The sequence below is a fragment of the Humitalea sp. 24SJ18S-53 genome (genome assembly GCF_050632385.1).
Taxonomy (GTDB): Bacteria; Pseudomonadota; Alphaproteobacteria; order Acetobacterales; family Acetobacteraceae; genus Humitalea.
On record NZ_CP192599.1, the window covers coordinates 2,728,781 to 2,742,785 of the forward strand.

14 protein-coding genes are annotated in these 14,005 nt (G+C 69.0%); 13 read left to right on the forward strand and 1 reads right to left on the reverse strand.

Annotation, left to right across the window (positions count from 1 at the left end):
* The first annotated feature begins 40 nt into the window (after positions 1-40).
* From ACQW02_RS13115 to ACQW02_RS13170, 12 genes are all read left to right on the forward strand, one after another.
* Positions 41-706 (forward strand): GntR family transcriptional regulator, encoded by a 666-nt coding sequence (locus ACQW02_RS13115; RefSeq protein WP_431285684.1) that lies wholly within the window; start codon positions 41-43, stop codon positions 704-706.
* Positions 703-1,980: an NAD(P)/FAD-dependent oxidoreductase gene (locus tag ACQW02_RS13120; protein WP_431285685.1), complete on the forward strand. Its 1,278-nt coding sequence runs from the start codon at positions 703-705 to the stop codon at positions 1,978-1,980. Before ACQW02_RS13115 ends, ACQW02_RS13120 begins: the two co-directional genes overlap by 4 nt.
* 139 nt (positions 1,981-2,119) lie before the next feature.
* The gene (locus tag ACQW02_RS13125) at positions 2,120-2,380 is read left to right on the forward strand and encodes a hypothetical protein (protein ID WP_431285686.1); all 261 of its coding nucleotides are present in this window, start codon (positions 2,120-2,122) and stop codon (positions 2,378-2,380) included.
* A 722-nt stretch (positions 2,381-3,102) separates the two neighbouring features.
* Positions 3,103-4,452, forward strand: a complete 1,350-nt coding sequence (locus ACQW02_RS13130) for an amidase (protein ID WP_431285687.1) — start codon at positions 3,103-3,105, stop codon at positions 4,450-4,452.
* Entirely contained in the window at positions 4,449-4,604 is a 156-nt protein-coding gene (locus tag ACQW02_RS13135) for a hypothetical protein (RefSeq protein WP_431285688.1), read from the forward strand. The genes ACQW02_RS13130 and ACQW02_RS13135 overlap by 4 nt, the downstream gene beginning before the upstream one ends.
* Positions 4,597-6,153 (forward strand): ABC transporter substrate-binding protein, encoded by a 1,557-nt coding sequence (locus tag ACQW02_RS13140; RefSeq protein ID WP_431285689.1) that lies wholly within the window; start codon positions 4,597-4,599, stop codon positions 6,151-6,153. The genes ACQW02_RS13135 and ACQW02_RS13140 overlap by 8 nt, the downstream gene beginning before the upstream one ends.
* Entirely contained in the window at positions 6,153-7,094 is a 942-nt protein-coding gene (locus ACQW02_RS13145; protein ID WP_431285690.1) for an ABC transporter permease, read from the forward strand. The genes ACQW02_RS13140 and ACQW02_RS13145 overlap by 1 nt, the downstream gene beginning before the upstream one ends.
* A complete protein-coding gene (locus ACQW02_RS13150; protein WP_431285691.1) occupies positions 7,091-7,990 on the forward strand; it encodes an ABC transporter permease in 900 nt (299 codons plus the stop codon). The genes ACQW02_RS13145 and ACQW02_RS13150 overlap by 4 nt, the downstream gene beginning before the upstream one ends.
* Entirely contained in the window at positions 7,987-8,970 is a 984-nt protein-coding gene (locus ACQW02_RS13155) for an ABC transporter ATP-binding protein (RefSeq protein WP_431285692.1), read from the forward strand. The genes ACQW02_RS13150 and ACQW02_RS13155 overlap by 4 nt, the downstream gene beginning before the upstream one ends.
* Positions 8,967-9,998, forward strand: a complete 1,032-nt coding sequence (locus ACQW02_RS13160; protein WP_431285693.1) for an ABC transporter ATP-binding protein — start codon at positions 8,967-8,969, stop codon at positions 9,996-9,998. Before ACQW02_RS13155 ends, ACQW02_RS13160 begins: the two co-directional genes overlap by 4 nt.
* A 10-nt stretch (positions 9,999-10,008) precedes the next feature.
* Positions 10,009-10,650, forward strand: coding sequence for an N-carbamoylsarcosine amidohydrolase (locus ACQW02_RS13165; protein WP_431285694.1), 642 nt, complete (start codon positions 10,009-10,011; stop codon positions 10,648-10,650).
* Positions 10,651-10,664: 14 nt separating this feature from the next.
* Positions 10,665-11,474: a DinB family protein gene (locus ACQW02_RS13170; protein ID WP_431285695.1), complete on the forward strand. Its 810-nt coding sequence runs from the start codon at positions 10,665-10,667 to the stop codon at positions 11,472-11,474.
* A gap of 148 nt (positions 11,475-11,622) precedes the next feature.
* Here the strand turns inward: ACQW02_RS13170 and ACQW02_RS13175 are convergent, their stop codons facing one another.
* A complete protein-coding gene (locus ACQW02_RS13175) occupies positions 11,623-11,763 on the reverse strand; it encodes a MipA/OmpV family protein (RefSeq protein ID WP_431285903.1) in 141 nt (46 codons plus the stop codon).
* Between the two features lie 324 nt (positions 11,764-12,087).
* On the opposite strand from ACQW02_RS13175, the gene ACQW02_RS13180 reads away from it, so the two are divergent.
* Entirely contained in the window at positions 12,088-13,977 is a 1,890-nt protein-coding gene (locus ACQW02_RS13180; RefSeq protein WP_431285696.1) for an AsmA family protein, read from the forward strand.
* The last annotated feature ends 28 nt before the right edge of the window (positions 13,978-14,005 follow it).

Here is a 14,005-nt window from a genome sequence, read left to right on the forward strand (position 1 = left end):
CCTTGCCGAGATTTTCGGCATACTGAATGGTTGCTGTGCGATGGCTGACGGCCATGCCGCGCCGAGCCGCGGCACCGACCCCTACGGCACCCTGAAGGCCGAGATCACCTCGCTGCGCCTCTCCCCCGGCACCCAGTTGCAGGAGGTCGCCCTCGGCCAGCGCCTGGGCATGAGCCGCACGCCCGTGCGCGAAGCCCTGCAGCGCCTGCTCGGCGATGGGCTGGTCGAACGCTTCGGCCGCTTCTGGCGCGTGATCCTCCTGACGGAGACCGAGATCCGCGAATTATGCGAATTGCGCGAAGCGCTGGAATGCATGGCCGTCACCCTGGCCGTCACCCGCGACCCCGCCTGCCCGGCGGCGCTGGAGGCGCTGACCGAGGCACAGGTCGCCGCCGTCGCCCGCGGCGATTGGGACACGTTCAACATGCTCGACGGCGCTTTCCACCTGCGCATCGCCGAAGCGGCGGGCAATACCGCCCTGCTGCGCCAGCTTGAAACCCTGCACCACCGTGTCTGCCTGGTCCGCGGCATGGAGCAGCGGCGCCCGCACTGGAGCGAACGCGTGCCCACCGAACACCGCCGCATCGTGGACGCCATGCGCCGCGGCGATGCGGAGATCGCGGCGGCGGAAATGCGCTACCACATCCGCAGCGTCCTCGCCCTGCGCCCGCCCCTACTCCCGACTGCCAGGAACCCCGACGCATGACCCATCCGCAACCCGTGGACGTCGCCATCGTCGGCGCGGGCATCATCGGCTGCTCCATCGCGCTGGACCTCGCGCGCCGCGGCCTGCGCGTGTCGGTCTTCGAACGCGGCGCGGAGGCCGGGCAGGAACAATCCTCCCGCGCCTGGGGCTTCGTGCGCCAGCAGGGCCGCCACCCGGCCGAAATCCCGCTGGCGGCCGAAGCCAATGCGCTGTGGCGCGAGATGACGGCGCAACGGGGCCTGGCCGCGACCGGCTTCGAGACCAACGGCATCCTGACCCCCGCCGAAACGGCGGAGGATGAGGCGCGGATCGAGGCCGCGCATCGCGATGCCGCCGGCTTCGGCCTGCGCACCCGCATCCTCTCCCCGCCCGAACTGAAGGGCCTGCTGCCGCAACTGGCCGGCACCTGGCGCGGCGCGCTGCTGACCGATGGCGACGGCTATGCCGAACCCGCGGCAGCCACCGCCACCATCGCGCGGCTGGCGGCAGAGGCGGGCGTGATCCTGCACACCGGCCATCCGGTCCTCGGCGTCGCGCTGCGCGGTGGCGTGGTGGAGGGGGTGGAGACCGCGCAGGGCCTCTGCCGCGCCGGCGCGGTGGTGCTGGCGAATGGCGTGGGTGCGGCGGGGCTCGGCCGGCGGATCGGGCTGGCGATGCCGGTGCAGGTGGTTCGCTCCACCGTCGCCGGCACGGCCAAGGCCGCGCCCTTCACCCGCCTGGCCATGTGGGGGCCGCGCGTCGCCTTCCGGCCGCGGCCGGATGGCAGCTTCGTCATCGGCAATGGCTATCGCGGCGCCGGGGCGGATTACGACATCACACCGAATGCATGGCGCCACCTGCGGCACTTCCTGCCCGCCTACCGGCGCAACTGGCGCCAGCTACGGCTGACCATGGGGCGGGAATTCCTGGGCCAGATGCGCGCCACCGGCAGCGCCGCCCCGGGCGAGCCGCCGGTGAACCGTGCAAAACTGGCGCGCAACATGGCGGCTTTCCGCGCGCTGTTCCCACATCTGGGCGAGCTGCCGATGGAACGTTCCTGGGCCGGGCGCATCGACCTGACGCCGGATGTCATCCCGATCATCGACCGGCCCTGGGCGGGGCGCGACCTCTATGTCGCGGCCGGCTTCTCCGGCCATGGCTTCGCGCTGGCCCCCTCCATCGGGCGCCAGGTCGCGGGCTGGATCGCCGATGGGCACCCGGGGCTCGACTTATCGGCCTTCCGCCTGGCGCGTTTCACGGAGGGGAATGCGGCCGGAGCGCGGCATTCATTGTAGACAGCATTCGCTTTCGCGGGCGCGCGTGGAGTCCGGCCGCAGGTCATTGCTGTTGGCGAGGCAAACCATGGGGCGGTGCCGGTTCTTCTGTTCCCCGCACCTCGGTAGCGACTATTGGCTGACCGCCGATCGTTCCGTCATGTTGATCGCGACAGTCGAGAAGCCCGAGGCGCTGATGCGTTTTGTTGGCCACCTGCTTGTCCTGCGGCCGTGGCTGCCGATCATCGACGAAGCCCATCAACTCGTGACCGCGGACTGTGCCGGTGCCCAAGACGCGCTTGCCTCACACAGTCGCAGCGCAATACGGCTCGAGGCGATGGTCACGCGATTGCTGGCGATCAAGCACGACATGGGTCGGATCGCATTGACAGTGGGGCACCCTGTCTCCCCATTGGCTTGAATGCCGGATGAGCAAGCCTTTGATCAACAGCCCGGCGCGCATCACCCACCTTTCCTCGCGGGTCGTCGGATACACTGTCGCACAGCACGAAGCGCAGGAGCGCGTGGATCACGCATCCGGTCAACTCCCAGCCTCATGCATCGCGTATCCGGCGGAGTTCACGACCGAACCCCATGTGATGATCCAGCGCGCGACTGAATGCCAGCCGCCAGCGTCACGATGCGCGCAAGGCTGAGGCCACGCTGAGACGAGCGGTATCTTGCGCCCCCAGCCCAGATTGCATACACGTCAGTTTAGATGTCAGGTGCACGAGGGGACAATGCCCCCGGCCCCGCGACGGAGAAGGCGATGGCGACCACCAGGGAGCAGGCCTATCTGACGCTGCGGCGACAGTTCGCTAACGGCGCCTACACGCCAGGGTCGCACCTGCGGCAGAAAGATCCAACCACCCCACTCGGTGTCAGCCGGACGCCGGCGTCGAGATACTGCGGCGTCTCGACACCCAAGGCTGGTCGTGTGCTGTGCCGAACAAGGGGGCCGTCGCCGCCGAATGGTCGTGCCAGGACAGCAAGGATATCTTCGGCGTTCGCGCCCTTCTTGCGGCGCATGCCGATTGCCACGCGCGACTCCGCCCGGACCAGCGCAGCGATGCGCGCCCACGTGCTGGCGACCAAGGCGCTCTTTCCGACCACGACCCCGGGCCTCTGCGCGAGAGAGGCGGCATGATCGACACGATGCCGACCAGCTCCTTGCGATCCGACTATCCAACGATCGCCGGGGCGCTCGATGGCCTCAGCCGCGGCACGACCACTGCAGAAGCGCTGCTGGAGCTTTGCATCGCGCGGATCGCGACGCTGAACGGCACACTGAACGCCGTACATCACTTGGATGAGGCGGGTATGCGGCAGGGCGGCACGCCAGGTCCGCTTGGCGACATCCCTTGGGCCATCAAGGACAATTTCGAGGTCGCTGGCCTGCCTTGCATCGCCAATTCGCGACTGCGCGCTGGGCGCATCGCTCCGCGCGACGCGGCGATCGTCACCGCGTTGCGTGGCACGGGCGCAGTGCTGCTCGGCAAACTCGCGACCTGGGAATATGGCACGGGCACGGGCGCCGAGCATTTCGACCTGCCGAGACAACCGGCGCGCAATCCGTGGGACACGGGGCGCTTCACTGGCGGCTCCTCGACCGGCCCCGGCGTCGCGGTTGCAACCGGCATGGCGCTCTTCGCCATCGGCTCGGATACGACGGGGTCGGTGCGGCTGCCCGCTGCGGCGACCGGATGCTGCGGTGTCATCATGAGCCCCGGCGTGCTGCCGATCGATGGCGCGCTGCCGAACACCTACTCCATGGACCGACCGGGTCCCATCGCCTGGACCGCGGAGGATGCGGCGATCATCCTGGATGCGGTCAGCGGCTCCTCGTTGCGGCAACGGGCGGGGGCGGGTGTCGCTGGGCTGCGCGTCGGCGTGCTGCGCGACCCAGGGCCAGGCTTCCCGGTGCCGGATGCCGAGATGGCGGCGGCGCTGGAGGAAGGGCTTGGCGTCCTCTCCCGTCTCGGCGCGCGCGTCGCCGATGTGGCGCTGCCCTGGCCGGCGTCGACCTGCCTGGACGCGGCCAGGCTGATCGGGGCGGCCGAATCCGCCTCGATCCACGCGCGGGACTTGCGTGAGGCGCCGCACCTCATGGGCGCCGCGCTGCGCGACAAGTTGTTGGCGGGCATGGGCGTCGCCGCCGTGGATTACCTTAACGCGCAGCGCTTCCGCCGCGCCTTCACCGATGCGCTCGGGGCGCTTTGGGCGGAACATGACGTGCTGCTGTCCTTCGGCGCATTGCACCAACCGCCGCGTCTTGGCGTCGAACCCGAATCCACCGCCTATACCAGCGAGACCATGATGACGCCGGCGAGCCTCGCCGGACTTCCCGCACTGGTGCAGTGCACGGGTTTTTCGCGTGGCGGAATGCCGCTGCACTGGCACGTCATGACGCGTCAGGGCGGTGAGGCGGCGATGTTCCGCCTCGCCATGGCCTATGAGGCAGCGACGCCGTGGCGCGCGAGGCGGCCGGCATGATCCCCGATGCCTGGGCCGCGCGCGCGGCCGAACTCGCACAGGCGATGGTCGCCACGGCCGCGCGCTTGCCGCAGGATTGGCCCAAGGAACACCCGCCGGCGAACCCCGTCTGCGGCGATACGACATTCACCGGAGAGCAGAAGAATGATTGATATCAGGACGGCGCCGGCGCTCGGCCGACGCGGGTTGATGGCGGGCACGACCGGCCTCGCACTCGGCGGCGCCTTCGGCACGCCGGTTCTGGCGCAGGGCGCGCGGACGCTGCGCGTGCGCTTCGGTTCGGACATCTCGCAACTGGATCCGGCACGGATCTTCCAGAACGAGAACCAGTCCATCGCCAGCCATATCTACAGCGGCCTCGTGCAATATGATCAGGCGACGAACGCCATCGTCCCGGATATCGCGACCGGCTACGAAGTCTCCTCGGACGGCACGGTCTGGACGTTCCGCCTTCGGCCCAACGTCACCTGGCACAAGAACTTTGGCGCCTTCACCTCGGATGACGTGAAGTTCTCCTTCGAACGCATCCTGAACCCCGCGACCGGCAGCCCCTATCGCGGCCAGCTTGCCGGGCTGAAGGAGATCGAAACCCCCGATCCGCTGACCGTGCGCTTCGTGCTGGAGGCGGCGAATTCCGGTTTCCTGCACAAGCTCTGCGCCTTCAACCAGGGCTGGCTGGTGTCGCGCCGCGCGGTGACCGAGATCGGCGAGCGCTACAGCATGAACCCGATCGGCACCGGGCCCTTCATCTTCGACCGCTGGACGACGGGCAACGAGGTGCGGCTGGTCGCCAACCCCGATTACTTTGGCGGTCCATCGACCTTGACCGATGTCATCTTCCGGATCGTACGCGATGAGACCGCGGCGGCCATCGCGCTCGAGAACCGCGAGATCGACATTTTCTACGCGTTGCAATCGCCCGATGTGATCGACCGCCTGCGTCGCGTCAGCGCCGTCACCGTCCTGGATCGGCCGGCCAACAACACCGCCAACCTGGTGCTCAACACCACCGCCGGCCCGCTGCGCGACGTGCGCGTGCGTCGCGCCATGGCGCATGCCATGAACCGCAAGGCGCTGATCGACGGCTTCTTCCGCGGCACGAAGTTCGAGGCGACGAGCGTCCTGACCTCGACCTTCCAGGAATTCACCGAGGATGGCGTGCCGCGCTATGCCTTCGACCCCGACCGCGCCCGCGCCCTGTTGCGGGAGGCCAATGTCTCGAACTTCCGTTTCGAGATCACGACGGTCGGCCTGAACCCCTTCGACCGCTTCCCGGTGGCGCTGGCCAATGATCTGCAGCAGGTCGGCATCCAGGCGACGGTGCGGGTGCTGGAACGCGCCGCCTACCTCCAGGCGCGCTCATCGGGCAATGTGCAGTCCTGCGTCACCGCGGTCGTCGGCCCGCCCGACCCGGATAGCCCGCTGGTCACGCTCTACCACACGCGGTCCCATCCGCCGGGGTTGAACACGTCCCGCTACGACGGCGTGGACGACCTGCTCGCTGAGGCAGCGCGCGCCCCCGACCTCGCCGGACGGCGTGCGGTCTATGCGCGCATCCTGCAAAAGACGATGACGGACCTGCCTGTTATCCCGCTCTACGCCGACCGGCTCTTCATCGCGCATGGGCCGACGGTGCAGGGCTTCGTGCAGAACAGCCTGTTCACGGTGAACGTTTCGCCGGTCTCGCTGCGGACTGTCTGATGCTTCTATATATCGCCCGTTGCGCGGGGCAGTTCGGCGTCGCGCTTGTCGGTATCGTCACGGTGGCCTTCTTCCTGATGCGGGCCATTCCGGGCGATCCGGCGCTGTACATGCTGGGCGACTTCGCCACGACCGAGGCGCTTGCCACATTGCGTGGGCGCCTCGGCCTCGACCTGCCCGTTTGGCAGCAATACGGGATCTTCCTTTTTCGCGCGGTGCGGGGAGATCTGGGCGTTTCCGTCGTCACGGGACAGCCGGCGTTGGCGGAGATCTGGGCGGCGGTGCCGCCCTCCGCGACCTTGGCCGTGGCGGGGATGACCGTCGCGATCGCGGTCGGCGTGCCGCTCGGCATCGTGGCGGCAGTGCGGCAGGGCACGGCGGTGGATGTCGCGGTGATGCTGGTGGCACTCGGCGGCATCTCCTTCCCTGTGTTCTGGGTCGGGCTGGTCGCGATCCTGACCTTCTCGCATGCCATCGCCCTGTTTCCCGCGCTGGGCGCGACGAGCGAGCCGGGTTTCTGGAAGGCCGCGCACCATCTGGCGCTGCCCTCGCTCGTGCTGGGGCTGTCCGTCGCCGCCTATATCGCGCGGCTGACGCGATCGGCGATGCTGGAGGTACTGGGCCAGGACCATATCCGCGTCGCGCGCGCCATGGGCGTGCCGGAGCGGCGCATCGTGTGGCGCCTGGCGTTGCGCAACGCGCTCATCCCGGTGCTGGCCGTGATTGGCGTAACCTTCGCCTGGTCGCTCGGCAACGCGATCCTGGTGGAAGCCGTGTTCAGCCGGCCGGGCCTCGGATCCACCATCCTGAAGGCGATTCTCGCGCGCGACTACCAGTTGGTGCAGGCGGGGGTGCTGGTCCTGGCGGCAGCGGTGGTGGTGCTGAACACCGTGCTCGATCTTGTCTACAGCGCCATCGACCCGAGGCTTCGCCAATCATGAGCGCGACATTCGAAGACCTGGACGCGATCGAGGAAGCCGCCGCCCGGCGGCGTGCCAATATTCGCCGATACGCGCGCCATCCGGGTTTCGTGATCGGCACGATCGGTATCACGGCCCTTGTGCTGGTCGCCGTGTTCGCGCCCTGGATCGCCCCGCATTCGCCGACCAACATGGATCTGATGAATGCGCTGGCACAGCCTTCCGCCACCTATTGGCTCGGCACGGACCAGTTCGGCCGATGCGTCCTGTCGCGCCTGATCTACGGCGCCCGGGTGTCGCTGCAGGTCGGCTTCTTCGTGGTGCTGATTTCGCTTTCCGTGGGTTCGATCCTGGGTGCGGTGGCGGGTTATGCGGGCGGATGGCTGGAACGTGCCCTGGTCGCGGTGATCGATATCCTGCTGGCCTTTCCATCCTTTCTGCTGGCGCTCGCACTGGTCGCGGCACGCGGCAATACGCTTGATTCCATCGTGCTGGCGGTGGCCATCGCCTATACGCCGCGCGTCGCAGCGGTGATGCGTTCCGTCGTGCTGACGATCCGCCCGCGGCCCTTCATCGAGGCATCCCGCGCCATCGGCCTGTCCCCCTGGCGCATCGTGCTTCGTCACATCATTCCGAATGCGCTGCCGCCGGTCATCGTGGTCGCTACGGTCAGCGCGGCGACCGCGATCCTGGCGGAAGCCGGGCTGTCCTTCCTCGGCCTCGGCGTTCAGCCACCGACGCCGACCTGGGGCAATGTGATCGCGGAGGGGCAGACCTCCATCACCATGAACCCGTTGATCTCGCTTTCGGCCGGGCTGTGCATCGCCTTCACCGTCATCGCGCTGAACCTGCTCGGCGACGGGTTGCGCGACAATCTCGACCCGCAGATGCGGCGCAACACGGGGAAACTGCTGTGACCGCCGCCTTCGAACTGCGCGGCCTGACCGCCGCGGTGCCTGGAGAAAAGGGGGCCGTGCGGCTGGTCGAGGAGGTGTCGCTCTTCGTCGATGCCGGTGAGACATTGGCGGTCGTGGGCGAAAGCGGATCGGGCAAGACCGTCACCTTCACCTCTGCCCTTGGACTGCTGCCCAGGCCCGGTCGCGTCATCGCCGGACAGGCAATGCTGGAAGGCATCGACCTGCTGAGCCTGGCGCCGGAACAGTTGCGGCGGATGCGCGGCGCGCGCATCGGCATGGTGTTCCAGGATCCGCTCACCGGGCTGAACCCCGTCTTCCGCGTCGGCGACCAGATCGCGGAGGTGCTGCGCGCGCACCTCCCGATCGGCAGGCGGGAGGCGCGGGAACGTGCCGTGGCGCTGCTCGCGCGGGTACAGATCCCCGACCCTGGGCGCCGCGTGGACGACTATCCGCACCAGTTCTCGGGCGGCATGCGCCAGCGCGTGCTGATCGCCATGGCGATCGCGCTCGGCCCCCGCGTCCTGATCGCGGACGAACCGACCACGGCGCTGGATGTGACGGTGCAGGCGCAGGTGCTGGACCTGTTGGGTGAGCTGCGCGAAGCCGATCGCATGGCGATGGTACTGATCACGCACGATCTTGGCGTGGTGGCCCGCCAGGCGGATCGGGTCGCGGTGATGTATGCCGGCCGCGTGGTGGAAACCGGCACGGTGGACGAGGTGTTTCGTGCGCCTCGGCACCCCTACACCATCTCGCTGTTCCGCAGCATTCCGGACCTCGAGGCGCCGGCTGGCACGATGCTCGCGGCGATCGCCGGTAGTCCGCCCGACCCCAGCCGCCGCCCGCAGGGCTGCGGCTTCGCGCCGCGCTGCTTCGCGGTGGCCGACGCGGCCGGATGCCGCACGGAACGGCCGGTGCTGCGCGGACAGGGCCATGCCGCCGCCTGCCACCGCCAGGGTGCACTGGAGACCACCGCATGAGCGCGCTGCTGGACGTGCAGGACCTGCGCAAGACCTTTGGCGGCGGGCGCGGGATTTTTGCGGGGCGACGCCAGCAGGTGCGCGCGGTGGATGGCGTTTCCTTCTCCCTGGCGCGCGGAGAGACGCTCGGGCTAGTGGGCGAGACCGGCAGCGGCAAGAGCACGCTGGCCCGCCTGGTGCTGCGCCTGATCGAACCGAGTGCCGGCAGCGTGCGCTTCGACGGACAGGACGTGACGGGCGCTTCGGCCAGTGCGCTGCGGGCGCTGCGCCCGCGCATGCAGATGGTCTTCCAGGATCCCTTCGGCTCGCTCGATCCGCGCATGACGGCGGGGCAGATCATCGCCGAGCCGATGGCGACGCACGGCGTCGCGCGCCGCGACATGGCCGATCGCGCACGGGAGTTGCTATCCCTTGTCGGGCTTCGCCCGGCGATGGCGGGGCGTTATCCGCATGAATTCTCCGGCGGACAGCGCCAGCGCATCGGGATCGCCCGTGCGATCGCGCTCGATCCCGCGCTGGTGGTGCTGGATGAGCCGGTCTCCGCACTCGACGTTTCGGTGCAGGCACAGATCCTGAACCTGCTGGCGGAGATCCAGTCCCGCACGGGCATCGCCTATCTGTTCATCGCGCATGACCTCGCGGTGGTGCGCCACGTCAGCGCCCGCGTCGCGGTGATGTACCTTGGACGCATCGTCGAGATCGCGCCGCGCGATGCGCTCTATGGCGCCCCGCGGCATCCGTATACGGTCTCGCTGCTATCGGCCGTGCCGCATGCCGACCCGGTGCGGGAGCGCATGCGCCCGCGCATCCGCCCGATCGGAGAGATCGGCTCCGCCGCGTCCCTGCCCACGGGTTGCCGCTTTCATCCGCGTTGCCCGCGTGCGCGTGTCGTCGCCGATCGCGGTGCCGAGACCGTGGCCACGGCCGGCACACACCTGCCGCGCGCCTGCGTGCAGGACGACCCCGCACTGACCATGACAGGCGGCGACGGCCACCTGGCCGCCTGCCACTTCCCCAACGAAGGCTGAGGAACCCCACATGAGCATCACGCGTGAACAGAACTACGTCGGCGTCTTCGACGGCAAGGTCGGTTTCGGCGTCAGCCCGGCGGTGGTGGTGATCGACTTCACCCTTGCCTACACCACTCCAGGTTCGGCCTTTTACGCCGAGGGCGTTGTCCGCGCGGTGCGCGACACCGTGCCGCTGCTGGCGGCGGCGCGTGCCGCGGGCATTCCGGTCATCCACACGAAGGTGATGTATCATCCCTCCGGCGCCGATGGCGGTTGGTTCATCCGCAAGGTGCCTGCCCTGCGCAAGTTGGTGCCAGGCGAACCCCTGGCCGAGATCGACCCCGCCGTGGCGCCGCTGCCGGAGGAGGTGGTGATCGTGAAGCAATATCCCAGCCCTTTCTTCGGCACGCCGCTCGCCCCGATGCTGGCGACCCTTGGCATCGACACGCTGATCCTCGCCGGCTGCTCGACCAGCGGCTGCGTGCGCGCGGGCGCACTGGATGGCGTGCAGCACGGCTACCGCGTCGTGGTGCCGCGCGAATGCGTGGGCGACCGCCACGATGGCCCGCATGACGCGAATCTTTTCGACATCAACGCAAAATACGGCGACGTGGTGGGGCGGGAGGAGGTGATCGCCTACCTCTCCGGCCTGCGCGCAAAAGCCGCGTAAGGGAGTGGAAAACCATGGAAGCAACCACCGCGACGGATGACGCCATACGCGTCTATTGGATGACAGGCTGTTCCTCTTGCCTGCGCACGAAGGAGTTCCTGACGCGCCACGGCGTGCCCTTCCTGTCACGCAATGTGCTGGAGGATGAGGCCGCCTATGAGGAGCTTTCGCACTTCGGCCTGAAGCAGGTGCCGATCGTGACCCGGGGCGAGGCCTGGGCGAATGGCCAGGTGCTGCGCGATGTCGCGAGGCTCTGCGGCATTGACTACGGCGTGCAGAAGATGCTGCCGGTCGAGGAGATGCGCCGGCGGCTTGACGCCGTGCTGGCGGGTGCTGCGCGCTACCTGGCACAGATGCCGGACGAGGCGCTGGCGCGGATGCTGCCCAACCGCCCGCGCTCCTTCGCCCAACTCGGTTGGCATATCGCCAATATCGCCGATGCCTTCCTTGAGCATGAGGACGGCATCCCCCTCACCTTCGACAGCTACATGCGCGTGCCCGAGGAGAAGGACGCGACGCGCGAAAAGCTGATCGCCTATTGCGAGGAGATGCGTCGCCGCATGTCGGCCTGGTTCGATGCGACCGGCGCCACGCTCGACTGGTCGCGGCCGGCGGATGTGTATTACGGCGAACAGACGATGCACGAATTCCTCGAACGCACCGTCTGGCACGCGGGTCAGCACGTCCGGCAGCTCATGTGGGTGCTGGAAGGGCTTGGCATGTCGCCGGATCGCCCGCTCGGGCGGGAGATTTTTGACGGCCTGCCGATGCCGGTGGGGGTGTGGGACGAGGCCGATCCGGCAAAACTCCGCCGCGCGTCCTGACCTTTGCCGTTTCATGGCGAAAGGCTATGTCCGCCCTATGCGTCTTCGGGCTTGAGGTCGAAGCGACCGCGTTCGCGCGGGATGCGTTTCGCTTCGCCCATTCCTCGCCGGCGCGATAGGTCCAAATCGGGACCGCCCATCTGGACTCTCAGAACCGGTATGTAGCCCCCAGTGTGCTTTGGGTGATCGGGCTGTCAGCGGCATCGCCCAGCAGCCGCGACACGCCGACGGAAGCACGCGGCGACCACCTGTCGGAGGTCTTGTAGATGCCTGTCAGTCGGCGCTGTATGCGGCGAAGCGAGACCGGCTGGACTGCGGGGCGGTGACACCGAACCCCTGTTGCATGGTGTCCTCATCGGCCAAGCTCGCCTCGACCCGGCCCGTCAGCATGAGGCAGCGGCCTGTGAACCACGTCCAGGTCTTGCCTAGGAGCGCCAGATGTTCGCTCCGACGGCGATGACCGACCGGTCGGACCCGGTGTGCGCGCCGTCCAGGCGCTGCCGCCTTTGCAATCACCATCGGATCAACCATACGTTCCTGGCCAAATGATCGGATCCCCCAGCCATCTGGGGAACGTCGGCGTAACGTGACACGAAACCAAGAGGCGACGCCGATGACCCGCCGCAGCAAGATGATCCTTGGCGTCGTTGTCGCCCTGCCGCTTGTCGCGATCGGCGTCGCGCTCGTGGCAGTCTTCGCCGTCCTGCCGCGCATGGACCTCGCTTCCCGCGCCGCCACATGGCTCACGGCCTCCCTCGGCCGCGACGTGACCATCGAAAGCGTGCAGGTCACGCCGGGCCTGACCACCACGGTCACCCTGCACGGCCTGCGCCTGGCGAATATCGAGGGCGGCAGCGCGCCGCACATGGCGACGCTGCACTCCATGCGCGCTGTGCTCGACGTCACGCCCCTGCTGCGCGGCCTGGTCGTGCTGCGCCAGGTCGAGGCGGAGGGCTTCGACCTCCTCCTCGAACGCACCGCCGATCGCCGCCGCAACTGGCGCTTCCATGGCGACCCGGCCGGCCCTTCCGCGCCCTTCGCACCGGAACCGCCCGACCGTTCCGCCCTCCCGCTTCTGCTCGACCTGCGGCTGACGCGCAGCCAGGTCGTCTTTCGCACCAGCAGCGGCACGCCGCTGCGCACCGAACTCGCCACCGTCACCCTCGCCGCACCCGCCGCCGACCATCCCCTGACCCTGCGCGTCGAGGGCGCCTACCAATCCGTCCCCGTCACGCTGTCCGGCACGCTGGGCACCCCCAATCAACTGCGCGACGGCACCACGGCCTTCCCCTATCCCCTGCGCGCCACCGCGCCGGAGACGGTGCTGACCTTCGAGGGCACGTCCCGCGACCCGCTCAACGTCGACCGGCTGGAAGGGCGCCTGGCGCTGGAGGCACGCTCCCCCGGCGCCATCCTGACCATGGCCGGGGCGGGCACCGGCCCCGCCGTACCGGTCAGCCTGGCCGGCCCCTTCACCAGGCAGGGCGATCTGTGGCGCCTGGCGGAGGCGACCGGCGCGCTGGCCGGGGAAGCCCTGACCGCACCGCTGCTGGAACTGACCGAAGGTGACAATGGCCGGCCGGACCGGGTGGCGACGCGCATCGACTTCACCCGGCTCAACCTCAACCGCATCCTCGGCGCGCCCTCCGCCACGCCCGGCGGCGATCACGGCGATGCCGACATCCCGCTGACCATCGCCGAAGCGCCCGACCCGGAACTGCGCGCCGAGGCCACGGCGCAACACTTCCGCTATGCCCAACTCGACGCCACCAATCTCCGCTTCGTCGCCGAGGCGAAGCCGCGCCGCATCGCCGTCGAAGCCCTGGCCCTCACCGCCTATGGCGGCCGCATCGAGGCCTCGGGCGAGTTGGTCCCCGCGCCGCGCGGCGGCCGCATCACCGCCGAAGCCTCGCTGAACGATGCCAACATCGACACGCTGCGCCGCGCCTTCGGCATCCGCACCCTGCCGGTGCTCGGCGCGGTGCAGGCGCGCACCACCGTGGCCGCCGAGGCCGCGACGCTGAACCAGGCGACGCGCCAGGCCGTGATCGGCGGCGTCGTCGCCATGCGCGGCGGGTCCATCGCGCGGGAGGTGATCGAGATGGCCTCGACCGACATCCGCGCCCTGTTCCGCACCGCACAGGGCCAGACGCCGATGACCTGCCTGCTCGCCGTCGTCGCCGTCCGCGCCGGGGCCGGCGAGGCCACGCCGCTGCGAATCCGCGCGGCGACCGGCACGATCAGCGGTCTCGCCACCTTCGACCTGAACCGCCACAGCATGGACCTGGTCATCGGCAGCCAGAGCGAGACAACCTCCGACTTCGCACTCGACATTCCGGTGCGGGTCAGCGGGTCCTTCGCCGACCCCGACATCGCACCGGCGCGCTGGTCGAGCGAGGGCCGCGCCCGACTGGCGGCCGGGGACCGCGTGGCGCCGCTGCCAGCCTCTCTACAGGCCTTCGCGCGGGAAAATCCCTGTTTCTGGGCCGGCAGCCGGCGCTGAAAGATGGGAGGGCGCTGCTCCTCCAAGC

Bases quoted from the DNA above. Each gene is read 5' to 3' on its own strand.
- ACQW02_RS13120 (WP_431285685.1), top strand. From the start codon at position 703: ATGACCCATCCGCAACCCGTGGACGTCGCCATCGTCGGCGCGGGCATC.
- ACQW02_RS13140 (WP_431285689.1), top strand. From the start codon at position 4,597: ATGATTGATATCAGGACGGCGCCGGCGCTCGGCCGACGCGGGTTGATG.
- ACQW02_RS13150 (WP_431285691.1), top strand. From the start codon at position 7,091: ATGAGCGCGACATTCGAAGACCTGGACGCGATCGAGGAAGCCGCCGCC.
- ACQW02_RS13145 (WP_431285690.1), top strand. From the start codon at position 6,153: ATGCTTCTATATATCGCCCGTTGCGCGGGGCAGTTCGGCGTCGCGCTT.
- ACQW02_RS13115 (WP_431285684.1), top strand. From the start codon at position 41: ATGGCTGACGGCCATGCCGCGCCGAGCCGCGGCACCGACCCCTACGGC.
- ACQW02_RS13180 (WP_431285696.1), top strand. From the start codon at position 12,088: ATGACCCGCCGCAGCAAGATGATCCTTGGCGTCGTTGTCGCCCTGCCG.
- ACQW02_RS13160 (WP_431285693.1), top strand. From the start codon at position 8,967: ATGAGCGCGCTGCTGGACGTGCAGGACCTGCGCAAGACCTTTGGCGGC.
- ACQW02_RS13170 (WP_431285695.1), top strand. From the start codon at position 10,665: ATGGAAGCAACCACCGCGACGGATGACGCCATACGCGTCTATTGGATG.
- ACQW02_RS13125 (WP_431285686.1), top strand. From the start codon at position 2,120: ATGTTGATCGCGACAGTCGAGAAGCCCGAGGCGCTGATGCGTTTTGTT.
- ACQW02_RS13130 (WP_431285687.1), top strand. From the start codon at position 3,103: ATGATCGACACGATGCCGACCAGCTCCTTGCGATCCGACTATCCAACG.
- ACQW02_RS13165 (WP_431285694.1), top strand. From the start codon at position 10,009: ATGAGCATCACGCGTGAACAGAACTACGTCGGCGTCTTCGACGGCAAG.
- ACQW02_RS13135 (WP_431285688.1), top strand. From the start codon at position 4,449: ATGATCCCCGATGCCTGGGCCGCGCGCGCGGCCGAACTCGCACAGGCG.